This window comes from Flavobacterium sp. (genome assembly GCF_027484705.1).
Classification (GTDB): domain Bacteria; phylum Bacteroidota; class Bacteroidia; order Flavobacteriales; family Flavobacteriaceae; genus Flavobacterium.
In genome coordinates this window covers 83,103-107,255 of record NZ_JAIXSL010000004.1, presented here as the reverse complement: position 1 = coordinate 107,255, position 24,153 = coordinate 83,103, and the positions used below count along the sequence as shown (strand labels likewise).

General features: G+C 37.6%; 21 protein-coding genes. 4 read left to right on the top strand and 17 right to left on the bottom strand.

The genetic code is table 11. From position 1 onward, the window contains the following. Positions 1–64: 64 nt before the first annotated feature. From Q0058_RS01380 to Q0058_RS01365, 4 genes are all read left to right on the top strand, one after another. Positions 65–952, top strand: coding sequence for a hypothetical protein (locus tag Q0058_RS01380; protein ID WP_298220929.1), 888 nt, complete (start codon positions 65–67; stop codon positions 950–952). Between the two features lie 261 nt (positions 953–1,213). Further along, positions 1,214–1,657: a DUF1801 domain-containing protein gene (locus Q0058_RS01375; RefSeq protein WP_298220927.1), complete on the top strand. Its 444-nt coding sequence runs from the start codon at positions 1,214–1,216 to the stop codon at positions 1,655–1,657. Positions 1,658–1,992: 335 nt separating this feature from the next. Further along, on the top strand, positions 1,993–2,208 hold the full coding sequence (locus Q0058_RS01370) for a hypothetical protein (RefSeq protein WP_298220925.1): 216 nt from the start codon (positions 1,993–1,995) through the stop codon (positions 2,206–2,208). A 201-nt stretch (positions 2,209–2,409) separates the two neighbouring features. After that, a complete protein-coding gene (locus Q0058_RS01365; protein ID WP_298220923.1) occupies positions 2,410–2,583 on the top strand; it encodes a hypothetical protein in 174 nt (57 codons plus the stop codon). A gap of 560 nt (positions 2,584–3,143) precedes the next feature. On the opposite strand, the gene Q0058_RS01360 is transcribed toward Q0058_RS01365, so the two are convergent. The 17 genes from Q0058_RS01360 to Q0058_RS01280 form a co-directional block, all read right to left on the bottom strand. Further along, complete coding sequence (locus Q0058_RS01360) at positions 3,144–6,290, bottom strand: hypothetical protein (RefSeq protein ID WP_298220921.1); 3,147 nt, start codon at positions 6,288–6,290, stop codon at positions 3,144–3,146. Beyond that, the gene (locus Q0058_RS01355) at positions 6,287–7,204 is read right to left on the bottom strand and encodes a toll/interleukin-1 receptor domain-containing protein (RefSeq protein ID WP_298220919.1); all 918 of its coding nucleotides are present in this window, start codon (positions 7,202–7,204) and stop codon (positions 6,287–6,289) included. Before Q0058_RS01355 ends, Q0058_RS01360 begins: the two co-directional genes overlap by 4 nt. A gap of 13 nt (positions 7,205–7,217) precedes the next feature. Continuing rightward, on the bottom strand, positions 7,218–7,967 hold the full coding sequence (locus Q0058_RS01350) for a hypothetical protein (RefSeq protein ID WP_298220917.1): 750 nt from the start codon (positions 7,965–7,967) through the stop codon (positions 7,218–7,220). 3 nt (positions 7,968–7,970) lie between these two features. Then, positions 7,971–10,628, bottom strand: a complete 2,658-nt coding sequence (locus tag Q0058_RS01345) for a hypothetical protein (RefSeq protein WP_298220916.1) — start codon at positions 10,626–10,628, stop codon at positions 7,971–7,973. A gap of 48 nt (positions 10,629–10,676) precedes the next feature. Further along, a complete protein-coding gene (locus Q0058_RS01340; protein ID WP_298220914.1) occupies positions 10,677–11,963 on the bottom strand; it encodes a toll/interleukin-1 receptor domain-containing protein in 1,287 nt (428 codons plus the stop codon). Positions 11,964–11,970: 7 nt separating this feature from the next. Beyond that, the gene (locus tag Q0058_RS01335) at positions 11,971–12,558 is read right to left on the bottom strand and encodes a hypothetical protein (protein ID WP_298220912.1); all 588 of its coding nucleotides are present in this window, start codon (positions 12,556–12,558) and stop codon (positions 11,971–11,973) included. Between the two features lie 12 nt (positions 12,559–12,570). Further along, entirely contained in the window at positions 12,571–13,758 is a 1,188-nt protein-coding gene (locus Q0058_RS01330) for a patatin-like phospholipase family protein (RefSeq protein WP_298220910.1), read from the bottom strand. 27 nt (positions 13,759–13,785) lie between these two features. Continuing rightward, positions 13,786–14,106, bottom strand: coding sequence for a hypothetical protein (locus Q0058_RS01325; RefSeq protein WP_298220908.1), 321 nt, complete (start codon positions 14,104–14,106; stop codon positions 13,786–13,788). A 60-nt stretch (positions 14,107–14,166) separates the two neighbouring features. Beyond that, on the bottom strand, positions 14,167–16,701 hold the full coding sequence (locus Q0058_RS01320) for an Hsp70 family protein (protein WP_298220906.1): 2,535 nt from the start codon (positions 16,699–16,701) through the stop codon (positions 14,167–14,169). Positions 16,702–16,718: 17 nt separating this feature from the next. Further along, complete coding sequence (locus tag Q0058_RS01315; protein WP_298220904.1) at positions 16,719–17,201, bottom strand: hypothetical protein; 483 nt, start codon at positions 17,199–17,201, stop codon at positions 16,719–16,721. An 11-nt stretch (positions 17,202–17,212) separates the two neighbouring features. Continuing rightward, positions 17,213–18,706: a hypothetical protein gene (locus Q0058_RS01310; protein WP_298220902.1), complete on the bottom strand. Its 1,494-nt coding sequence runs from the start codon at positions 18,704–18,706 to the stop codon at positions 17,213–17,215. A 3-nt stretch (positions 18,707–18,709) separates the two neighbouring features. After that, a complete protein-coding gene (locus tag Q0058_RS01305) occupies positions 18,710–20,056 on the bottom strand; it encodes an SUMF1/EgtB/PvdO family nonheme iron enzyme (protein WP_298220900.1) in 1,347 nt (448 codons plus the stop codon). 929 nt (positions 20,057–20,985) lie between these two features. Next, the gene (locus tag Q0058_RS01300) at positions 20,986–21,420 is read right to left on the bottom strand and encodes a DUF3995 domain-containing protein (protein ID WP_298220898.1); all 435 of its coding nucleotides are present in this window, start codon (positions 21,418–21,420) and stop codon (positions 20,986–20,988) included. A 13-nt stretch (positions 21,421–21,433) separates the two neighbouring features. Further along, positions 21,434–21,922, bottom strand: a complete 489-nt coding sequence (locus Q0058_RS01295) for a hypothetical protein (RefSeq protein WP_298220896.1) — start codon at positions 21,920–21,922, stop codon at positions 21,434–21,436. A 324-nt stretch (positions 21,923–22,246) separates the two neighbouring features. Further along, a complete protein-coding gene (locus Q0058_RS01290) occupies positions 22,247–22,627 on the bottom strand; it encodes a hypothetical protein (RefSeq protein ID WP_298220894.1) in 381 nt (126 codons plus the stop codon). A 7-nt stretch (positions 22,628–22,634) separates the two neighbouring features. After that, on the bottom strand, positions 22,635–23,156 hold the full coding sequence (locus Q0058_RS01285) for a hypothetical protein (protein WP_298220892.1): 522 nt from the start codon (positions 23,154–23,156) through the stop codon (positions 22,635–22,637). A gap of 206 nt (positions 23,157–23,362) precedes the next feature. Next, the gene (locus Q0058_RS01280; RefSeq protein ID WP_298220890.1) at positions 23,363–23,956 is read right to left on the bottom strand and encodes a Crp/Fnr family transcriptional regulator; all 594 of its coding nucleotides are present in this window, start codon (positions 23,954–23,956) and stop codon (positions 23,363–23,365) included. Between the last annotated feature and the right edge of the window lie 197 nt (positions 23,957–24,153).

Here is a 24,153-nt window from a genome sequence, read left to right as displayed (position 1 = left end):
CGGCAAGCATTGCGCAAGATTGGAGAAAACGAATATGAATAAAATCTATCAAAAAAAAAGTGCCATGAAAATTAAAAATTGTTGTTTACTATTCACAATAGTAATTGCATTATTCTCTTGCTCAAGTGATCATGACAATCCAAATCCACAAAATAATGAGCCTATAGAAAATATTGTTATCGAATTGAATACTGTTCGGGATATTTTTCCCACTTGGGCAAAATTTAATGGAACTATTGCACAAAATAGCGACAATAACCGATTGGTTGGTTTTGTCTATTCTACAGCACAAAATCCGGTCGTTGACAATAGCAACACCAATACCGTTAGTGATTTTAGAAGTGGGAATGCGACATTTGAATTTAGTCCGTTATCCTTACTACCAAACACAACGTATTACATTAAAGCATTCGTAAAAAAAGCCGATAATAGTTATCTGTATTCTGCTGAATATACGTTTAAGACCACCGGATATTTTGGGCCCGCCGGCGGATATGTTGCCTATGATAAGGGAACCATTTCTGATGGCTGGAGGTATATGGAAATTCATCCGACAACTTTAAACTATAGCAGTTCTGGTGTAGGTGGCCAATGGGGAAATATGAGTAATTTTATTGCGTCAACGTATCCGGATTTTGGAAAAGGTTTAGAAAATACAATGGCTATAGTAAACGGAACTACTGATGCAAATTGTGCAGCTAAATTATGTTATAACCTTACTCTAAATGGCTATTCTGATTGGTTTCTGCCATCGATACAGGAATTATATCAAATGAGTACGGAATTAAGGAAAGCCGGGATTTCTATTCATTACAGTGCTTGGTCGTCAACACAAGTAGATGCAGATTTTGCCAATTGTACTTCAAATACTTTAAGCGATCCATCAACCATTATAATTAATATGAATTCTAAAGCGATGTCAGAGCAAATATTGCCGGTAAGAAGGTATTAATTTACTGAATTCCTAAAGAAAAAATATTTTGAAGCAAATAAAAAGACCTTAAAGGGCAGCGCCTAATAGCTGTTACACACAATTGCTTTCAGTATTAATTTATTATCGTTACTCCTATTGATGTTGAATGCTTTTGCAGACAAAGCCGAAAACCCTGAATTGCTTCGGCCTGAATGAGAATATAATTTCAGCGAACAAATTGGTATTACAAGAGTGAATATTACTATTTTTAATGAATCCTTTGAACGTATTATATATTCTATGAACGTACCGGAACAAATCCAAAAGTATATTGATAGCCAACCCGAACCAAAACGAAGTGATATGCTGGAGTTGCACCACTTCATTCTGGAAATAATGCCAGCATGTAAATTATGGTTCTTGGATGGAAAAAACAGTGAACATAAAACGGTTTCTAATCCTAACATAGGATACGGATCTCACCATATAAAATACGCAAACGGAACCACAAAAGCGTTTTATCAAATTGGACAAAGTGCAAACACAACCGGAATCTCTGTGTATCTTATGGGCATACAAGATAAGAACTATTTAGCCCAAACATATGGGAAAGAACTGGGCAAAGCTAGTTTGAGCGGCTATTGCATTAAGTTCAAAACGCTGAAAGATATCAACATGAATATCCTTGAAGCTGCAATACGTTATGACATTGAAAATCAAAATGATACAGGTGAGTTGGTGTAAAAATGAAACATTATCCATCTTTTTTCAGTAGACAGCACTATTTAAGGTTCCTATTTTGGAATGTTAGAGAACAAATTTGATATTGAATCGATGGTAAACTATGAAACAATAAAATACTATCGCAACCAACAACTCGCAAATAACTGATAGTAAACACAATCGTCAGTATTCGATGCATTGTAAATATATTTTCCTATATTCGTTTTCTGCTAACTTGAGAAAAGGCATTCGACAAGCCACGACGCTATATATGCCGGCAGAATCTTAGGGCAATAGAAATGCGAAAGTGCGGGCAAAAGACCTAAATACTAGACTAACAATTAAAATATACCATCATGGAAAATAAGGAAACAAAGAAAAGTATTTTTTTAAAGGCGCTAGAGGAAACTAAGAAAAAAGAGTTTAGAAATGCATTAATGGTATTCTTTTGCTGCGTGATCATAGGGTTAGTCATCGGATTTATATATGATACTCTTCAGCTTTCGGCTACTTTAGGAATTGGCCTGGGTTTAGTCTGGATGGGCGTTGCTTATTTTAATCAAAAGGAATAACGACTTACCCTGATTTTTATCCAACTTTAGCAACTGTTGTCCGATAAAAGTAATTTCTGAAAAGCTTCTAAGTCAATTGTAAAGCAAGAATTTTAAACACTGAAATTCTGAAATGTACTCTCTGAAAAATAATGATTTGATAATGCATAGAAAATTATAAACCCATTTTAGTTTTTGTAATTTTATTAAAAATTAAACCTAATGGAAATCAATTGGATTATAATCAGCGTTGTAGTAATTTTTGCAATTCTTTTAATTCTTTTTCTTATCAAACGAAACTTAAAAGATGAAAAAGATTTAGAAGTATTTTTAAAAAATAATGATCTTCCCATTGAAAAAGAAGAAGATGATGATGAAGTAAACAATAATCTATAAAACAGGTAAATTTTATAATTTTCGATAATTCGTAAAAAATAAAAACCCTTTAAACACTCATGTTTAAAGGGTTTTTGTTTTTTTATGCTTCTTTTTAAACATGCTTCCAACGGAGAAAAAGTAATTTCAACCTTTTATTTTAGAGCGCATAAATAGTATCAAAAATCAAATCATCAAATCACAACCAACAGTTTAAATATATATCTTCTTAAAATAAATAGGGTATTTTTTATAGTAACTGTTATAAAATAAAAAAGTCTTGAGACATTAAAACCACATAGAATATAGTAAGTTCTTAATAATTAGAAAAGTATAAAAAACCCTACCTTAGTTAAACAAAACCACAATAAATTACATGAATAAAAATTTTACTATATCTTTTTATTTCAACAAATCGATTACATTATTCATGTTGATGGTATTCACTTTTGGTTTTGCTCAGGTGGCATCACAAAATATTCCCTCTGGCATAACGGGTGGCTCAGCAATTAACCCTAATTTTTCAGTAACCAAAAATGGGGTAAGATAATGATTTGCGACATTTCATTTAAGACAACAAATTAGCGCGAATTTATATAAATACTTTTCCATATCTTCGAAAAAATTATCGAATTTCCAAATGATGCCAAATCACTCATATCGGAAAGTATTTTAGTATTAGATGGCATCAACAATCTCGCAATGTATAACTCCTGAAGGCTGTTTTCTTTTATCATCTCATCAACAACTTCCTTCGTAGTTATAGTGGCATTCGGAGATATTTTTCTTTGCTCCCCTACTGCATTAAACCATGTGCGGATCTGATTTGAAATTCCATCAGTCAGACTCGACATTTTTTGAGGATATTGCGAAGGATCTAGCGCTTGCTCAACATTATAATCGTTTAAGCTTTTACTCACGCTTTTCTCTGCTATTTCTATGCAGGTTTCAGCCAAATTATCATTCTCTCCTGTAACGATATCCCACATCATTACTTCCCCATTTTCACCCAATGTAAGCAGCCTGTATCCGCTGGGATCTATACTCATACATTTGACATTCGATTGCGTGACGATTTGATTCGTAATCAACTGGCTAGTATTCACATCCCATAAACTGATTACATTTCCTGAACTTACTATGGCAACTTTACTGTTAGGTGAAAAAATAGCATGTTTGACTGATTCGTTATGTACTAACGGCTGACCACGCTGCGTAAAATCTTTCGTATTGTAAAGAAAACACTTGTTGCTTTCACCGTATGTTAAAAGGAAATTACCGTCGGGGCTTTGAACGCTGTTATTCACTACATCGTCATTCAGTAGTTCGACAGTAGGATATCCTGGTTTTGCACTCCATATTTTTGCCGTTTTATCCCACGACGTCGTAACGATGAATTTCTTATTTTTGGATAGCGTACACGAAGTAATATCTTTGTTGTGTAGCAGCGTATAGTCTAATTTTGCTGCTTTAACATCCCACAATTGATAGCCGTCAACAGTAAAGTCGCGGATTCTTGAAGTCATTACTGAAGATCCCATATAGCCATAGGTCACTAATATGTTATTATCGTCTGCAGTAAACTTGAGATCGACGATATCATCAGGATAATATTCTTTTTCTCCATTTTCATTGATTGTTGGCGCTGCAGTAAAATTGGTATCGATTGGGCCTTTGAGAAGTCTGCCTCTAATGTCCCACAAATACATCGAATGCCCGCAGGATGTCATTACAAAATTATTGTCATTACTGAACGTACAGGAATATACTGCTGAAGGATGGGATAGTTTAATGCTTTTAGCCTTATTGATATTCCATATTACTGCGGTAGAATCTTCCGAAGCCGTCGCAATGTATTCGTCGTTACTGTTGAAAGTTGCCTGGTAAATATGCCCGTTATGGGTGCGCTGAATACTTTGCATATCGCCAGTTTTTGAATCCATAATCTGCAATCCATTTGCAGTAATGATCGCATTGTATTTTTTATTATGGCTAGTTTCTGCCAATTCCTGATTTTGATTTAGCAACACGATCTTGAGTTCCAACTTGATTGCGGAATCAACAATTGAATCCTGCTTTAGAATAATATTCTCAGTCGCATATTCCGCGAAACTTGATTTCACTGACAATACTGTCGGCATCATTCTTCTGAGTGACGGATCCCATTGATGAATCTCACCATTGGCACAAATAGAAATCACAACATTGCCTATAGCATTAAAATAAGCATCGATAACCTCAGCATTATGGACTCCGGATTCGCTGTACGGGTTTCCCGATCTATCCCATATTTTTATGGTGCGATCACTTGAAGCGGTTACTATGAGCAAACCATCGGGACTAAATCTTGCACTGTTTATCGGTCCTTGATGTGACATTTCATTTTTCAATTCTCCAGTATCGGCATACCATACTTTTGCAGTATTGTCAGAAGATGCCGTAACAATCAACGTACCGTCTGGACTGTAATCAATGGTGTTGATCAAATCATGGTGATCTAACGGGTTACTTATCATCGCTCCCGTTTCCGCATTGTATATTTGGGCAAACCCGAATTTGGCTTTACTCAACGTCAAAAACTCACTCATTGGAGATGGACTGGTAATTGTTACGGATTTATTGTCAGGTGAAAATTTTGCCTGATAGAAACCATACTCGTTATTAATTGGATCACCTGTTTTATCGAGTTTATCGCAATGATATATTTGCCCACAGCCATTACCGATGAGGCCTGACAGTGTTATGATTTTCTCTGCATTATCACTTACTGCCGCATTGGCGTAGGAATTATCGGGAGTTTCTGTTTTATCTTTGCAATAATCGATAGTAGTTTTAGGAGTTCCTGTTTGACTTTCGAACAGTTGTGTATCAAAAGCCGTAGCCACAAAATATTTGCTGCCTTCGGGGCTATAATGTGCATTCCATAGCATTCCTTCAACCTTTTTGATATCATAGAGTTGCTTTCCGGTTTCAATATCAAATTCTGAAAATTCGCCATAACCCTGTTGACGCATATTACCATCAAATCCGCCGGCGATCAAAATCTGTCCGTTGGTCGGGCTTATCACCGCGGCGGTAAGGTAGCATGAAAAAGGGTTAGGAATGTTTTTTACAGTATTAGACGAAAGGTTGACGATTGACAAAACTTCGTGCGAAAACACAACAATGTATTTCCCGTCATTACTATGCGATACCCCTTTCACATTATTATTTCCGGTCTTAATCGCCTTACTGATTTCAATGGGAAAAGAACTAAGCGTAAGCTTCGCATATAAAGCTGATAATGCCCCTACATTAGAAGGCATGGTTTTGAGAGATCTTATCAGATTGAGCGTACCCGACTGATCGTTACCGCTTTTTATATTCGCATTATACTGTGCGAAATCTGCATTTGAGAAGGTTTTTTTGACATTTTCTTTTTCTTTGATAGCTTCATTTTTTGCTGAATTTGCCAATGCCTTTTGTTTTAACGCTTCTTGTTTTGCTTGAATCGCGTCTTCCTTTTGCTTGTTTACAGTTTCATAAATTTTGAGTAGTAAATCATCAGCTTTTTTATTTTCAAATGTCTGCGCGCAAATTTTATATGCCGATATTTTTTTTATGGCCAATGCATAATCCCCTTTTTTGCATAACGAATCTGCCATGGAATAAATCCGCTCACATTTATGGGTTGACTGTGAATGTATCGTCAATGAAAAGAATAATGCGATTAATAAATAGTATTTCATTTACAGCTAGATTTAGATTTACATACACTAGAAATAGAATCGAGATATTTGATTTTTGATTTTGGAAACAATTCTCTATAATCCTTATTTTTTGTGGTTTTAAGGGCTTCCGAAAAACAACTGTCCGCAAAGCAATATTCTTCAGCATTCAAATAAGTATTGCCATTTTTGAAGTTTCTTTCGAACTCTTCTAACTTAAATCTTTTAAGGTTGTTCAATGCTTCTTTTGTTTTGGCTTCCGCGAGATTTTTTTTAGAAACAGCTTCGCCGCGCAAGTAAAAAGCAAATGCAGACAACATGACCAGTAAGGAAATTACAAAGCCTGTGATAATTCGAAACAATCGTTTCTCTTTTGCAACTTCATCAATTATTTCATCAGGACTTTTATCCAACAACAATGCTTTCACTTTCGCAATTTCCCATTCATAGTTGGGGTTTTTAGTCTGAATTTTACCGTCTTTACAGTAGTTTTGGACGTTAGCCCAAATGGGTTGTGCGTTGAATTTGATATTGCCAAAATTCGGAAGTGCTGAAGAATCGACGCTGAATGCTTGCGCCTGACTGTCCCATTTTATAGAACCATCCAATACTATTAGATGAAAACTACTGATGCCACCAGTAGAATTATTTTTAATGGCGTACCAATATTCTATTTCCTTGATGACCCAAGAGTCAGTACTCGCTGAATTCGGAGAGGCAATCACGATCAAGTATTTGGAATCCCTTAAACCTTTCTTAATTTCTTCGGACAAATCTTCGGAAACTTTCATTTTCTTTTCGTCAATGAAAAAGCTTACATCGGATTTCCATTTCTTATGAAAAGGCAGTCCTAAAGTTTCAATCGACTTTTGTATGGCTGAAACATAATGCTTATCGTTGTGTGAATAGGATATAAAAGCGTGGTATTTTTCCATGGTGCTTGCTGGATTAGAATTCTATTTTTCCCGTCACTTTGTTTTTTTCGGTTAGGATGCCTGCGAATGGCATTTTAACGGTCACTGTTTTTTCTTTGACTTCCACTGTTTCTTCTTCAGTTTCTCTATTGACATAAGAAGTCGATTTTACTTTGTTAGGCAAGTGAAAAACAATGGTTTGATACGAGTTCATGAACATTAGTTTTCCTAATTCCAAATCCGTTTGCGTAACAGGAAGCCCTCTTGAAAAATCCTCAACTTTATTTCTTTTTAAGGCGCCGTCTTTTAATTCATAAAATTGCGCCGCCTTTGTTATGGTATCTGCGAAAGCGTTCCTAAAAATCGACAGTTTCATAAACCTGAAATTGGATATGCCTTCATTCAACTCAGCAATATTCTTAAATGGAATTTGAATCCTGAATTTCAATTCCTGAATCTTATGGTCGCTTTTTAAATTTAATGTTGTCTTATTGAACATATTAGGGAAAGCCGGTTGCAGCATATTTGAGTACTCTTTTTGAGGCAATATGGTATCAATATCTTTTTGCGACATGATCTCCAAAACATCGGATGCTTTTCCTTCTGCCGGAAAATTAGAAGTAAACAGTTCGGTTGCTTTTGGATCGGTAACAATCTCATAAGTATATTTTCCACTACCATTCTTATTGAGCCATATTTCTTCACGGATATTACATGAAGGAAAAACAAAAAGTAAACCAGTAGCACAAAAAACAAAGCATCTGTATTGAATCAACTGTTTCATAATTTATTGTTTTATATAGGACAAAATTTTATCGGTAAGGGTTAATATTTTTAAAGTCCCGTCGTTTTCTTTCTTTTTGCAGGGTACAGCCAGCAGATAATTTCCATCTGAAGTCACTATCGATTCCGGATTGTGAGGAAATGTCATTTCAGGAAAATATTGCAGAAGCTCGCCTTTTAAATTATAAATTGATACATCTCCACTGTCACCGTCATAGCCCGTAGAACTTATGGCAATAAGATTTTTATCAAGGATTGGATAAATATGCGTTGGATCATACATGCCACGATATATCATCCCAGTCCTTTTTCTCTGTGGAACATTCCATACTTCTAAAACATCTTGTCTCTCGAGAACAATATAAGCATCATTTACCCAGGCAAGCATTGTAATCTTATCGATGCCTGTTGTTATTATTTGTTCTGTATCGCTCGCAAGATCTATCAATTTAATTGTATGTGATCCTGAAACTGCTATGATTTCATGGTTTGAATAATGTACAAATTCCGGTTCAGCTATATAGGATTTCAGCAAGATGATTTTATTTGTTAGGGAATTGTGCATTGAAATCGATCCCCTTTTATTTATGATTAGAATGTTCACATTATCAGTGAAATAAATTTTATCGATTTCAGATGGCACAATGTTTTCGAAGATCGTTTCCTTGCTGTCACACTTTATGATTCTAATTTTCGCGGAATTGGCAAAGCACAGCAATTTTCCATCGGGTGAAAAGGAAGTGTTTGAAAACACGATATCTTCCATATCGAAATAGAAATCTTTATCGTCAGCAAAAGAATATAATGCGATTTTATCATTTGCCTTTTTGAAAGCACAAAATTCTCCATTACCGGAAAAAATGATGCTGTTTTGAGGCATCTCAATTATAGATGATTTGCTTTTATTTTCAGACTCAACCTCAAACTTCTTCAGGAATTTATTGTTTTTGCAATCCCAAATCAGCAATATACCATTGGAATATTTAAACAATACATAGTTGCCATCAGGGCTAATGGATGTATAGTCAACATTCGTGCTGCTCAAATACATTCTTGATGTTTCATTTAAAATTTCATCAAAAGTTAAGTTTGCATCTTTAAGATACCTGCTGTGGGAGAAAGTATCGAGCAACTTGCCTCTTTTATCAAAAAGCTTTACATCATTATCTATACTACCTGTAACCATATATTGACCGTCAGCTGAAAATGATGCGCTGCTGATATACTTTGTATGGCATTTTGGAGTTCTTTGGTTCTCTTCAACCACCCAGGTTATCGCATTAGAATAATCAGTAATTATCACCTTTTGATCATTCTCTATAAAATCAATGCTTTTTGGGGTCGACTCATTGCGAAGTACTTTAACTGGACGATCATCACCTAATTCATATAAGATTGATTTACCATTACTGTATGAACCGACAACAATTTTATCATCTGCCGCTGAAAACCCTATTGCCGAAGTACCTCCATTATTTGTTTTGAAGCGATATTCGGGTTCCTCCGGCTTTTGAACGTTATATACGACAATGCTATCGTTATTGTATCGTGCAAAAGCTAAATATTTACCGCTAGGTGATAATTTGCTTATCGTTGAACCATTACTAAACGTGGGTTTTTTATTGATAATATTCCCATTAAAATCCATTGTAAGAAAACCTTCAGAATATTCAAGATAGAATCTGTCTTGCTTTTTAGGTACCATGATTGACATTATTTGATATTCTTTTTTTCCGGGCATGCGCGAAACCTTCATTTTATTATCGTTTACAGAATATATACACAATGATTCCTTACAGGAATAAATGAGTTCACTTCCATCATAGGATATTGCAATATTTTTATGATCTGAATAGTCACGATAATCCTTATTAGCTTCAGGCGTTATAAAACTTAACTGTCGGCATTCCGGATAATTCCAAATCGTAATTTTGCCGTTTTTATGTAGTGTTGCAAAACTTTTTCCGTCACCTGAGAATGAGAGCTGTTGTATCGTTTCCTGAACAGGTTTGATAAACTTTATAATAGTGTCGGTTAGGCTATAAAAAACAAGGTTATGGTAGGCCGAAATTAAGAATTTTTCATCGGGTGATATAGTAATTTCATTTCTGGATAACGAAAAATCCATGTTCCCGGAAACACTCCTTTGCTTTTCGAAAAAGATAGCGTCAGAATCACTGGTGATGGCTTTTAATATTCCTATAGCATCTTTTCCGGGATAAATTGTATAGGCTTGGTATGCTTTCTTTAGTGCATTGGTATAATCTTTACTACCATATAATTCGTGGGCTTGAATAGCAAGGCTTCCGGATTGTAATTCAATATTGGCTTGGGTGATTCTTTTGTTTGAAACTTCTAATTCTTTTGCCCTATTTTCTGCTAAATACTGCTGTTCTCTTGCAATTTTTGTTTGAAGTTCTGCTTCTTTTTTTTGCTGGTTTACGGTGTTGTAAATTTTAAGGAGCAATTCATCAGCTTGTTTATTCTGGGCAGTATTTCCGCACAATTTATAAGCCGACAACTTCTTTATCGCGAGCGAATAATCACCTTTAAGGAACAGACTGTTTGCCGCATGATAAACATCATCGCATTTCTTTTCCGGATGTTGGGCGAATGCATTCGACAATATGAAAAAAAGTAATAGTGGTAATGCTCTTTTCATTTTTCAAAATTTAAAATTATTAATTTCAAATCCAGTCAAGACAATTGTTCAATTCAAATGCTTAAACGCAGCCAATACCCATGATTTTTCCTCTTCGGTGGCTTTTAGTTTTTCTAATAATCTTAAGGCTTGTTTTTTTGTAGATTCTTGACTTCCAAAAGATTTTGGTTCGATTTGAATGGCTTCTGCATACATTGCCCCCGCTTCTTTATATTGCTTTTTAATCAACATCACTTCTGCTACAGTCGCGGTTTTCCAATAATCGTCGGGAACCATCTGATCACCTACAATTTTTTGAGTGCGATCCGCATAATCGTATGCCGTTGCAATATCTTCATCTGTACCAATGAAAATACTTTTTGCTGCTGCATTAATCCCCGTGTAATAATCATCCGGAGATCTTTCAAAAGCCTCGGCATAGAGCGTTCGAGATTGCAGCAGATCATTGATGTCTTTGCTTTTTTCATAGCGGTCCATCCATGTCCTTGCATAAATGCCCGACGACTCCGTATCTAAATAATTGAGCCTTTTGAGGATACCCAAAATTTCTTGCGAATCTTCAGCGTCATTTCCTTCATTTCTTCTTGCTAATGCCAAAGCTTTCAGTTGTTTGGGTCTTAATGATTTTGGGAATGCTTTTTCAAGCTTGTCGAGCATCGTTATTGCTTCAGTATATTTTTTAAGGCTAATCAAACCATTCGCGGCTTTACAGCCGAGTGCCGCTGATGTTTCCCATGGAAGGCCACCTGCATCAAACAATTGCAACAATCTTTCATCCCTGCCATTCCTTATCGATGCATTGACCTGTGCAGAAGCCATCTCGGAGGATTCGTCAAGCTCGTTTGAGAATTTAACCGCGGCCGCGCTCAAAGGCTGACCGACAATCGCATGCAACAATCTTATCAGATCACCGCCATTCGGCCCGTCAGGATATGCCGAAAAATCAATAAAAATCCTGTTACTCGCGAAAAGTGGCAAACTCACCTGATTTACCCTTAGGGGGACAAAATGAAATGATTTGTCTTTGGTGACCTTACTTTCCATGGTATAGTATTCCTTTTTGACCCACTCTGAATCCCTTGCTTCGTTCGACCAAACAAGGATTCCAGCTTGGCTTTTTTCCAACGCATTTTCGAGCTGTTCTATCAATATATCCCCGGATTTCATAACATACTGGTCTAAGAAAACCTTGTGTCCTAATTCCGTCAGTATATCATAGAGGTTTAAAACCCAAGACCTGTTTACCGAGCGATAAGAAAGAAAAACATGCCATAGATTGCCATTGATTAACGGCGTGGGTTCAGGTGCGAATTTTAATAATTCCGGATGTATCATAATTTATTTATTTTTTTGCTTTGTTTACTGTTTCTGATGCAATATGCAGTCTATCTATAATACATTTAATGTCTATTGTTTTGACCTTAACATCAGATTGCGTTGCGGCTTCAATGAAATGTGCCACACCGCCCGGGCCGTCTCCTTCTTTACCATCCCATAGTGCTAGCAGGGTTGCCTGCCTGGGTCCGTCTTTCATGGCGCTGCGCAGCATCCAGAGGTTGGTTTGCTCCCATACGTTCTCACCTTCCTTCAAGCCCTTGTAAATGTGCACTGGCAATGTATCAATGAGATTCATGTATCGCTTTTCCCAATGCGCTCCAGCGGGGGAAACTGATTCAGACATGAAATCTTCAACCGAAAGTCCAAGATAGATTTCCGTCGGGATGTTTAGCATAGCACATATTTCATGAAATAATATGTCACCACCACTAGCTCCGCCTGCAATGCCTATGAGATTAGTGAACTGGGCATTGATTTCCATAATTTGGTTTGTCATCGCATCTTTGACCAACGATTCCTTTTCTGCGGGAAAGCGTGGTGATTTTCTATTTTTTGAATCAATCAAATGCCCGGTAAACAAAAGTGTATGCATGGATTACTAATTTTAGGATTCGTTCTTAAAATTAATAAAATGCTCGCTTACTTTTACCTGTTTCTTTGCGGTTATCCTTCCTACAAGTCTGAGGTCAGTAATATTCTTAACATTGTCCATTGCTCTGATTTCGGAACTATCGATATCATCAAGTCCGAGGGCATTCAATCCTTCCTGACTCAGATCAGCATTGTAACGAACATAACTAAAATGGCGGTTCGCGTCACTATCTAACGGCAGTGCTTTATTATTAGCATCCAGTGGAATTAGGTCTCCCAATTCCCGGTCGATTGGAGCGCCATATATGCAACGCCCGACGGTACGACAATTAATGTCCTGATCGGTCTGCATCGCATACATGAGATTGGTCGGGAGTTCCGTCAGTGTCTCCAAAAGATTGTCATACACCCCCGGACTTGCCGCCGATCCTGTTCCGACCGACACAATCAGCAGATTTTTTTCACCAGTATGCCAGTTTAATTTATACGGACTTTGGGTTGCCATACGATACATCAGAAAAGCGGGATTGTTGTATGGTGTAACGCCTCCATCAACAAAAACAAAGGTTTTATCAGGATCGGCAGGATCCCATTGCAGGGTTTCAGGCCGGAAATATGCCGGTGCCGCAGTACTTGCACGAACCAGTTGGTATAGCGGTATTTTGAGATTGCAATCGTTTTTTTCCTTGTTGTTATATTTGGCGTCGGGATTATTACTGATGGGCCATGGAGAATCTGTAGATCTGTTCATCGTTACCACCAACAAAAGTGTTTTAAAAGGTTTTTCGCTTGCAGAGAGAATATCGATGCTTCCGGTGCCGAACGTATTTTTCAATTCATTCAGAAGCGGTCCGTCTTTATAAAAAGATTTGACTTTTTTAAACAGAAAAGACTTATCGAACATTGCTTCACCGCGCTTCTCATAAAAATCAAGCAATTCAGTAACCGACATCCCAATTGATAATCCGGCAGCAATAATAGCACCTGTACTGGTTCCGCCGATATAATCAAAGTAATCGCTAAGCCTGAAATCTTCTTTTTTTGTTGAAGTGGCTTTTAGTTGCGTTTCGAGTTCGAGCAGGATTTCGAGTGTCAATACGCCACGTATCCCGCCACCATCGAGCGACAATATTTTTCTGGGTTGCTGCTTTTCATATCTCTGGGCCAAATGCCCCCAACGCGAAGAAAATGTTGTTTCCATATTATCCTTTGAATTAAAAGTTTGATTTTAGTTTTGCGAAAAACCTTTGAACAATTTATAAATCCCAACAAGGATGGCCCCATAAAAAACCGTATGCCCATCGGAAGCTGACGTTGCAATTACCCCTACTAATATCAGAAATAATCCCCAACCTATATTGCCTGAAGACTCAGAACTTTTTATTTTATCATCGTAACGGTAGACATTGCCGAGGATTTCGTTGCATTTGACCTCATCAATGCCCTGTTCTGTCAAGCTCAATTTGATTTCAGCTTTAGTCTTGCCGTTTCTTTTCATATCCACTACCTGATTGTAGAGTACCAAATCCTGATTTTTAACATCTTCCATTTTTAGCTAATTAAGGGATTAATAAATAAGCTCATAAATCATTCTAGATTGCGTTAGAGTTTAATTCATCCGTGGTTTGTAATTATTTTTAATTGGTCTCAGGATTTCCTCATTCTCTTCGTTTGGCAATAAGGAAAACAGTTTGAGGACAGAACTTTTCACTACGGCAGCGTTGCTTATATTCTGGAGTGCATAATCCATGGTGTCCTTCGCCAATTGCCTGTCATTCCAGGAATAAAGGTCAAACTGCATCTCAAAGTTTTCTAGTGCATATACCCATGACTGCGGATTGCGGTTGATCAATTCCTGCCTGAAATCCATAATTTTTTCTATGAGCAACTTAGCATTGGGAATATCCTTTGTAACCAATATCTGATTGGCCATTTTCTGCAGCAACGCAAATTGTTTTGCATGGTTCTCATCGCCATAAGTCTGGATGATCTCGCCCATGCTTTCAAACCCTTCGCGCAATACTTCTTCGACTTTAGGCCATTCGTTCTGGTATTTCAAATTATCGATTATGATGCAGATTTCGCGTAGCCGCTCCACAACCTGGGTTTTAGTATTGTAATCATTCGCGCTGTTTTGCAATAGCGTATTGATGACATCGAGCTCGTTGCTAAGTTTCAGGACCTTTTCGTTTTGCCCTTGCTTTGGTTCTCCCTTAAGGTGGAAAAGCTCGTCCCTAGCAGTATTGATCTCGGCCACGATATTCTCGGAATCATACTCGTTCTGCTTCATCTCAGGCAAATCGAAATCGATCGATTCATCGATATAAGGCAAATAAACCGACAACTTCATCCTGCGCGAACTGTCCACTTCAAGCATGACCTCTATTTCCTGATGTGCCGGAATGAAACGGTTTACATGCTCTCCGGTAACAGAAAGTTTGCCTATGGGTTCATTATAGACCGCGCGGGTTTCAGGATCGCCTTCATAAATCGTAATTTCTATCCTGTCTTCATTGTGTCCTGGCCTGATATCAGATGGTGTATAGAACAGCGCTTTCCCTTTGGCCGGAAGCTTTTGGTTTTTTTCAAGTCCTGGGAGTAACGCTAATAAATCTGCCTGGCGCTTGGAATTGAATACATCGATACAGATCGAATAGGGCAATGTGGCATTGGCGATATCCATTCCTTGTATGATGGAGAAATAGTTTGGGTGGAAAGCTACGATATCGCCCTGATCTGATATCATGGTTATTTTGAATGTATTGATGGTGTCCTTGAGTAGTAGCACCGATAAAACTGCCCTGTCGTTATTGAACTTAATGGTCTCACTTGTCCAGGCACCATCGTTGCGCGCCAATTGATAGCTGTAGTTCTTCTCGTCTTTGTTGAGGATTTTAATCCCAACCTTTACTTCCATTTCTGTCGTTGTGCTTGGATAGGTGATATCAAGTTCCAAGATGTCGTTGGAATCTCGCTGCTGGTATGGTTGCTGAGCATCATTGTTGGTATCGGTAATTTGTGCATCCCTTGTAGAGGCATACACGGCCGCACCTTTGGCTATGGCGAGCATAGGATCTATACTGGTGTCTACATTCGGGCAAATCTGCGCGGCAAGCATTTCCCTGATGAGCCTGCAATAGGTGGCACCTCCTACGAGTATTATCGTATTGAGCTGGCTTTTGGACATATTGTTCCTGTCCAGTATTGTCTTGATGATATCGACAGACCTTTGGTATATAGGCCTCACTACATCGTGGAACTGCGCAACGTCAAGCTGCAGGTCAACTTCAATTTCCTCACCGACATCATCCAGACAGATAGGCTCGTCGGTCAGAATCTCATACTTATCCTTTACACTGAGCTGGATTTTGGCTTCTTCGGCCAATGATTTCAGAGCATCACGCAACAGTGCTTTTTTTAGCGGATTGTTTTCGAGTTCCTGGATCTGGTAGTTTTTGCGCAGGAAAGGAAAGAATATCTCATCGACAACTTGGTAATCGATATTCTTACCGCCCAAGTGGTTATCGCCTTCGGTATCTATGACCTTCATGACGCCCTGGTCTACTTTCATGAGTGCGGCATCAAATGTTCCTCCTCCGAAATCAAAGACAATCCAGAAGCCATTCAGGTTTTTGCTTTCCAATCCGTAAGCTATGGAGGCCGCTATGGGTTCCTGCAATAAATCCACATACTTGAATCCGGCGAGTTTTGCTGCCCTTTGCGTGGCGTCGAGCTGGTTCTGCCGGAATTTTGCGGGCACTGTGATTACAGCTGCATCAACCGTTTCATTATCGACATAAGTCTTTAGCTTTTTCAGGACTTCCGCTGACAATTGCTCGGAAGAGAACTGTTCGCTGACATTGGAGCTGTAATACACCTTGTCAGTGCCCATTGTCCTTTTAAATTCCAGAAAGGTATTTGAAGTATTGTCATCGGTTTTCCGCAAGGCGAGCCTCATATCACTGCGAAAACCATTGAGCGCTCCATCCCCGACCCTGATATTTCCTTTTTTGTTGAAACTGACACACGACGGTGTCGTATCTTTCTGGAATTCACTTTTGTATACCATCAACGACCCTTGGTTTACCTTTACCAATGCGGAATTTGTAGTGCCCAGGTCTATACCAAAATTAATTTTTTTCATTGCCATCTTATAAGAATTTATTCTCCAAAACTCACCTCGACTTCAGCAGGATGTATCAGGATGTTTTGAAAGTTTACTTGAGGGATTATCACTTTTGTTATTATTTTTTCGTCGGGGTTCAATGTTTCAGAAGGCACGAAATGCGCAATCAGGTTCATGCCCTCATCATAAGACACGCCTTCGTAATCAATGATATAATAGCCTTTCTCCTTGAAGAATTCTTCGATCCGCTCGAGGGCTTTTTCTAAATGCTTCCTGTCCTTGAATTCCGATTTGACGAGTCGTTTCTTCATCCTTGTAATTTCTATGGACATCTTGATAAACGGTGTATGGTCAATCTCGAGAATGGCTTCAGCGGGTTCCAGACTGGCAGGCTCCGACTGCAGTTCTCCGGGAACAGGAATGTATATTCTCATCGCAGCCATAAATACGGCCGACAATGCGAAGAACATCAGCAACAGTATTGCGAATATTATGAGTAAGAAAATTTTAGGGTCCATAAGCTTGATAATTACATTACTGTTTGCATTAGTGCGAAAAAAGCCAATCCGGTTGATACGATCATGATCACCAACACGCCTGCGCAACCGGAATTATCTGTGGCTTTTTGCATATTCTCATTGTAGACTTTTATGTTCTTGTTGTAGAAGCTGGCCACACTTTCAGACATCGGATAAGTACACAGCTTGTTTAAAACCTGTAGCATTTCCTTATTTTTCCCTGTGTGGTTTATATAATCAATTATAAAGTTGAAAACCGTAAAGACCAGCTCATCATTGAGGTCGATGCTGATTTCATCAAATGTTATCTCACGGCTTTTCAATTTTACCATCAGGGCATCATACTCAATGAGCAGCCCTAATATTTTTCCGGGTATCGCATCTATTTCAGCGTTGCTTAAGACATAAATATTATCGGGCAGTTTTGTCGTAATGGCATCAACCTGTAGTTTTAGTTTATTGGAGCGATAAACTTCCAGATTGGCCGTTATGGTTTCCCTGGTACTGGCATCCATGCATATGCTCAATGCCTTTTCCGAGAGGCTGATCGTATTCTTTGTCACGACTGCCCCGTTCTTTTTTTTGTAGTTTTTATTGTAATGCTTTACCGCACAGAAATTGAGCGTTGAGGCAAGCATATCTGAAATCAGGGCATACTCTGTTTCAAGCATCAACGCAGCCGAACTCTGGTAGAGATGAAGAACGGAATCCAATAGTCCGGCGCCAATCTTATAACCGTTTTCAAAATCATTCGCCTCATCCTGTTCTAAAGCCTGGTCGGCTTCTTCTATCTTTTTTTTGAGCATTTCCAGCGGTATGGTCGAATACTCTTTCGTGATGACATCAATGACAATCTCAATTTTTGGCAATTCCGGGATGGCACCGATGATCTCGCTCAATTTGAACCGTTTTCCTTCACCGACGAATGGCTTCAGAATCATGGCAATCTCTTTGGCAAAACGAACCCTTACCGTCGTAAGGTCTGTTATATATTCTGTTCCAGGCAGGAAGGTATGGTTCTGGTTTTCGGTAAAAAAATAGATCGATTCGAAAGCCACCGAAATGCCCCTTAGGACATTGGTTTTAGAAGTGGCCTGCCCTGAAAGCGAAATCAAGCTCAACAATGCGAAGTTCTTGTAGGAAGAAAAGTTCGTGTCGGTAAGCGGCTTGGCAGTTTCATTTTGCAACAGCGCGAGGCCATGGGAAAAGTTGTTTTGCTTTACCGCCTCGAAAAAAGCCGAGTCTGTCTGATTGTTGATCTGGAACCAAAACAACGAATGAAAAAGCCTGTCATTATCGTTTGATATTTTGTGATGGGCATCATTGATGAGTGTCTCAGAGTATTCTATCCTGGGCAGAATACCTTTCCAACTGTCATCGATTTGGTTAATGTCATCGAACTTTATGCACATTTGCAGGTCGGAATAATTCCTGTTTATGTTTTTCTGGTCCGCAGCAATGGAACTGTTCAGGATTCTAAAAGGATTGTGTATAATACTGTTCATACCTTATCTGTTTAAAATTTCCTTTACAATCCTAAAACCCAGGCTGCTGCTACGCTCATCTGCGAACGATTCTTTTCTTTGGCTATGGGAGCGGTTCCTGGTATCGTCAAACGGCCAGCCCTTTACGACTTTTGTGATTCCCCGCATCGGCCCTCTCGGGTTGATTTTCCTACCCGAATCATAATCCGCATAAAAATCATAGCACCACTCATTGATGTTGCCACCCATGTCATATAGTCCTATTTTATTGGCCTCATAGGTCGCAACTGGCATGGTTTCCGATTGCTTGCCAATAGATCGTCCGGAAAATTCAAGCTGTCCTAAAGGCGCAGATTCTTCAGATTTATGGGCACCTTTGGCGGCATATTCCCATTCGGCTTCAGTAGGTAGCCTTCCCCCTGCCCATTCGCAATAAGCAAAAGCTTCGTGCCAGGTTACGTTGACCATAGGATGGATGTCGTTCCAACCCCACTTGGGCGCGCCAGGCATAAGCTTACCGGTTTGCAAACAATAAGTACGATACTGCCCAACTGTTACGGGAGTTCCTGAAATGGCATACCCCTGTAGACTAACCTTATGTGGAGGTTCCTCATTTTCTGTTCCAAAGGATCCCATAATGAATTCACCTCCTTTAACGGTGATGAAGACATTGTCGAGCTTTTCATGGGTTTCTGTAGTAATTTCTGTTTCCTGCGACTCAATATCGTCCGCTATAAATTTTTTCCTGATGGTTTCAATCTTGCTTTTGGCTTCGGCAGCATACTTCCCGTTGGGGAACTGCTCCAGATAAGATTTATATCTTTTTATAATGTTTGTTTTCTTGGCGTAACTCCATAAGTTTTCCTCTGCCTTTACGTCTTTATTGACTTGTGCAGCATCAATAAGGGCATTATCATTAGAAATAAGATCCTTAATTATACTTGTCAGACGCTGCATGTCCGGAGTCCAATCAGGATCTACCCGAACCTTAGCGGCATTTAAAGGTAGTATTGTGTGAATACTTTCCGGAACTGAGTCTGTTTTAGGCATTTTAGCATCACCAATCAGAACAGGGATTATCCGTGTGCCGTTATGCAACGCACATTCTATTTCCAACCTGATGTAATCCTCCTTTTCAAATAACCTAAACAAGCCTTCCTCATTTTGCTCATTCCAATTTTCACCAATAACTGTCAAAAATATCTGCGCTTTGCTGATATGGTTAAAAATTACTTCCTTGAAATTGTCTCCAAACCTTATGTTATCTACATCCTTGAACAAAAACTCTTTACCAAATGTATGGCTAAGGTCCGTAAAAATCCTGCCTGCAGCAAAAGGTTCGTCTTTTCTCCTGTAAGAAATGAATATCATAATAATTAAGCAATAAGTTTGACTATCCGAAAGGGATATGTTGCTATTCCTCCCGATGATTTTTCAAGTTAGATCTATTGACAACACAACACTTCCGCTAAAAATTTGTGTTCCTTGTATAAGAACCTGTAAGCTTTTTAAAACATTCACAGCCGAAAATATTCGCATTTCCACCTTCCAATTCTGGATTTTCTTTCCTGAATATATTTACAGCTAATGCTGCCCATGACTTCCCATAGCAGCAATTGTGGCATTCTTTGTTAACTGGCAGGTAAAAATTACAGCTTAAAATCTATAATAAATATAATGATGGAATTTTAAAATGCACATGACCTTCAGGACTTTATATGTATTTACAATAAAAATTACGTATTTACACTAACAGAATAATCTTACTTGAATACTTCTCCTGTTCTAAATTATCCGAATTCTTTCAAATTCAATGATCAAAAAACTGTAATTTATTGAGGCTCCGGAACTTGTTTGGTCTCAATAATGTTTAGCACGAATTTCGAGACTTTGATTTGTTGGTTTAATGGATAGGGAACGGACTTGACTACTAACTAAATATTTAAAATGACAATTAATATTGGGGAGTGAAAGTCAACAACTGTTGTCGGCAATGATCCGGAAACTAAATAGTTCCAAAAGAAATTTCTATTTGAATTTGAAACATGAGCTTGATAAATAAACCTATTAATGGGTTCACTTTCGCTTCTTTCAATTCATAACCATTACCCTTGAGTTCTGCCATGGTGATAAGAAACTTCTTTGAATATTTTAAAACCACTTCCCCTTTTTCGTTTTTGCAACTTTCTCGAAAAATCCTGTGAGCTGTTTTATATAATTCTTCAGGTTATTGACGATTGAATAAATTGGGGGTTGCGTTTCTGTAACTTTTTCTGGATCATTACCGGAGTAATATTGACTTAGTGGGCATGGTAAAATTTTAAAAGAGTTATCGTTATTCCCAATATACCAATGATTAAGCATAAAGGAGTGTATATTTTTGTGTCTGATTTGCCGAAGTTTGTTTCTTTTACAGATTTGAAGAAACCAACAAATTTAAATTCACCAATGGCTCTTAAAATAAAAATTATTGGGATAATCCAACTGACATAACTTATTATCCATTCTGATAATTTAAAAACTATAAGTCCGGATTCAATGGCATAAAAAACGCCAAATAAAGTTAGCACGAACGCTACAATCAAGCAATCTATTTTTTTTGGATTTAAAACTTTCTCACCAGTTATTTTGGTGGGTAGTGTTCGGGCAAATCCAAATTTTCCGCCAAAAGCCCAATAAAAATGAATGGATCCAAGCCCGATTAAAATGCAACTTAATAAAATTGATAGTACCATCACTATGTTGCTTTTATTTCTTTTTAGGTTTCATTATTTTTCTCAGTATTCGAACCCAAAGGCTCCACGCTGTTGTTTTTTTTGAAGTGACAAAATGATTTTCAACTTTGTCAAATGCATCTTCAATATAGGCGTCGTGTAGCCAACGAATGGTAAAAATCCATTTGAATGTAGCAGAACCTGATGTGACCATTTCAATGGTATGTGAAATCTCGGTTCTATTTTGATCGGTTTCCAAAATATTGAATTTGTGTGTTCCATCAAATCCTTTTAAGTCAAACTTAAAGAGTATCGACTCATCCCATTTATAATCGATAACATGATATTTTATCGGACCATGACCACCCTTTGAGCCAACTTGCAGACCTTTATCTAATTTCATTGGTGGCCATTTATCAGTTGCAATCATCAGGTCGTTAGCAGATGCCAATGTTTTGAATAAAGCAACAATCTCATTTTTTGGTTGATTAATTTCTCTTTTATGGATATTTAATACTTTCATAAGTTGTTTTCTATTTAACGTTTGCAGCAGTTTTTCCTTTCTTACGCCATCACGCTAATGCCATTATAAAAATTATAATGAGCACTACTCCGACTTACGCAATTTTAATTGCATTCCCTAACAGCATAGTAAATAGTAAAGTATCTACTTTTCCTGTTTTCAAATAGACCCGATCACTAGCCATTCTTGAAACCAAATCTGGATTAGCTGTTTTCGGAATAATTATTCCGTCACCTGAACATGGTTAAATTCAGATGTTAAAATTAAGGTGGCTATTGTATATTTAAAAAATCGCTTCCTATTGCTCTCTTTTTGATAAGCCTATTATTCTTTTTTTGCTTTTAACTGAAAAACATTTCCTTCTGCGTCTTCCCCATCACATAGCCAATAGGGATAATTTTCCCAAGACATTACTTCTTTAAGTTTGATGCCTTTTGACGTCAGGTTTTCTCTAAAAACGTGAATATCGCCTTCGATTTCAAATACTATTTTAGTATTGTTATCAAATTTAAACGCTTCTTGATTTTCTTCGATGTATTCTGCACCAATCTTATGCAGTCCTATAGTACAACTGCCCGCATTTAGCAACAGCCAACTGGAACTGTTTTCTTCGACAATTTCAAACCCCAACATATTGACATAAAATGCTTTTAAATGGTCAATATTTTGCACAAAAAGGATTATGGAATCTACTTTTACTTTCATTTGGTTTTTATTTTTTAAGTTCTACAAACGTATCTGTTAAACCAAGATTTTGTATATGTTTATATAATTTTTCCGACGCTTTACCCCCTTTTTCCGCATGATGCAATAACGTAAATCCGTGTGGGCCTTGTGCGTTCAATAAATTGGGGTATTCTTTCAACATTGCTTTTACAATGGCAGTTTTCCCAAGCATAGTCAATACGAAAATATCTGTTCGTGCACCATGAGATATTAAAAAATTGGCCGTTTCTTTTTGCCCCATATGAGCCGCAGCGCCAAGCGCTGTCTCAAAATCACCATGGCCCCAATCCCAGGCAGCGTTAAGCAATAAGGGATGTGCTTCAAGCATTTTTTTGACTGCATCAAAATTTGTATGTGCCTCGTTTACAAATTCATAAACGATTTTAGCATCAATACCCTCATTTGCTTTTTCACTTTGTGAAAAAATTAAATTTGGCGCAATCGTAATTCCCGTTGCCAAAAACAAACTCTTCTTTAAAAAATCTTTTCTTGTTGTTGCGTTGCTCATCTCTCTTTGTTAAGTTAATAATATACTTTTCTGGCTTGTTGCTCTTGCGGATTTTCAGGTCAAATGCTGAATAACAGAATTCTGCCACAAGGTCTGCAGGATAATGCTTAAAAAACCGATCTATTGGCTATTAAAACTTCAGTATACATTTCCCTAAAAATTTATGTAAATATGTACCGAAATAAATGAAATCTATTTGATATAAATCAAATTCGATTTTTGGGGCTGCGAATTCTGCTTAGGGTTTCGAGTGTGATCCCTAAGTGGGAGGCTATAAAGGTTAAAGGCACTCTTTGAAGTATATCAGGACGCAATTTGATAAGATTTTCATATTTTTGTTGCGCGGTCTCAAATTGCATGGAGACAATTCTTTCCTGTAATTGAAGCATTGTTTTGGTTATGGCAATTCTGCCTAACCGCTCAAAACAATGGTGTTTGTCTAGAAGTATTAAAATTGCTTCTCTTGATATTTCTAAAAAAGTAGTTTGCTCCAATAATTCAATATTGTAATTGCTTATTACTTTTTGATAGAAACTGTTTCTTGAACTAATAAAATCACCTTCAAAAGCAAACCAATCTGTAATCTCTTTACCATCCTTATTATAAAATGCTCTGACGCAGCCGTTCACAATAAAATACAATTTGTCTGCAAACTGGCCTTCTTTTACAATTTCTGATGATTTGTCAAGACATACTAATTTGCTGGCCTTTTTTAAGTCGTTTTTACAGTCAACAGTCAAAGGCGAATAATTTTTGCTAATGGTTTCAATTGCGATTTCCAGATCGTTCGTGTGGTCCATAATAACGTTTACTTTTCGTATTTGATTTATTGTAAAACAGTTTTTGCAATCAAATTTGAATCACAAAAAAACCAATTTTAAGAAAAACTAAAAATTTGTTATTCAAACAAATACTCTACAAAGTATGGAATGCAATGCTTCAAAACTATTTAAAAAAAAGACAAGACAACCAAGTTATCTTATCTTTTTTTTTTAAC

Coding starts and splice junctions, on each gene's coding strand:
- Q0058_RS01380 (WP_298220929.1), top strand. CDS start 65: ATGAAAATTAAAAATTGTTGTTTACTATTCACAATAGTAATTGCATTA.
- Q0058_RS01375 (WP_298220927.1), top strand. CDS start 1,214: ATGAACGTACCGGAACAAATCCAAAAGTATATTGATAGCCAACCCGAA.
- Q0058_RS01370 (WP_298220925.1), top strand. CDS start 1,993: ATGGAAAATAAGGAAACAAAGAAAAGTATTTTTTTAAAGGCGCTAGAG.
- Q0058_RS01365 (WP_298220923.1), top strand. CDS start 2,410: ATGGAAATCAATTGGATTATAATCAGCGTTGTAGTAATTTTTGCAATT.
- Q0058_RS01360 (WP_298220921.1), bottom strand. CDS start 6,290: ATGAAATACTATTTATTAATCGCATTATTCTTTTCATTGACGATACAT.
- Q0058_RS01355 (WP_298220919.1), bottom strand. CDS start 7,204: ATGGAAAAATACCACGCTTTTATATCCTATTCACACAACGATAAGCAT.
- Q0058_RS01350 (WP_298220917.1), bottom strand. CDS start 7,967: ATGAAACAGTTGATTCAATACAGATGCTTTGTTTTTTGTGCTACTGGT.
- Q0058_RS01345 (WP_298220916.1), bottom strand. CDS start 10,628: ATGAAAAGAGCATTACCACTATTACTTTTTTTCATATTGTCGAATGCA.
- Q0058_RS01340 (WP_298220914.1), bottom strand. CDS start 11,963: ATGATACATCCGGAATTATTAAAATTCGCACCTGAACCCACGCCGTTA.
- Q0058_RS01335 (WP_298220912.1), bottom strand. CDS start 12,558: ATGCATACACTTTTGTTTACCGGGCATTTGATTGATTCAAAAAATAGA.
- Q0058_RS01330 (WP_298220910.1), bottom strand. CDS start 13,758: ATGGAAACAACATTTTCTTCGCGTTGGGGGCATTTGGCCCAGAGATAT.
- Q0058_RS01325 (WP_298220908.1), bottom strand. CDS start 14,106: ATGGAAGATGTTAAAAATCAGGATTTGGTACTCTACAATCAGGTAGTG.
- Q0058_RS01320 (WP_298220906.1), bottom strand. CDS start 16,701: ATGAAAAAAATTAATTTTGGTATAGACCTGGGCACTACAAATTCCGCA.
- Q0058_RS01315 (WP_298220904.1), bottom strand. CDS start 17,201: ATGGACCCTAAAATTTTCTTACTCATAATATTCGCAATACTGTTGCTG.
- Q0058_RS01310 (WP_298220902.1), bottom strand. CDS start 18,706: ATGAACAGTATTATACACAATCCTTTTAGAATCCTGAACAGTTCCATT.
- Q0058_RS01305 (WP_298220900.1), bottom strand. CDS start 20,056: ATGATATTCATTTCTTACAGGAGAAAAGACGAACCTTTTGCTGCAGGC.
- Q0058_RS01300 (WP_298220898.1), bottom strand. CDS start 21,420: ATGGTACTATCAATTTTATTAAGTTGCATTTTAATCGGGCTTGGATCC.
- Q0058_RS01295 (WP_298220896.1), bottom strand. CDS start 21,922: ATGAAAGTATTAAATATCCATAAAAGAGAAATTAATCAACCAAAAAAT.
- Q0058_RS01290 (WP_298220894.1), bottom strand. CDS start 22,627: ATGAAAGTAAAAGTAGATTCCATAATCCTTTTTGTGCAAAATATTGAC.
- Q0058_RS01285 (WP_298220892.1), bottom strand. CDS start 23,156: ATGAGCAACGCAACAACAAGAAAAGATTTTTTAAAGAAGAGTTTGTTT.
- Q0058_RS01280 (WP_298220890.1), bottom strand. CDS start 23,956: ATGGACCACACGAACGATCTGGAAATCGCAATTGAAACCATTAGCAAA.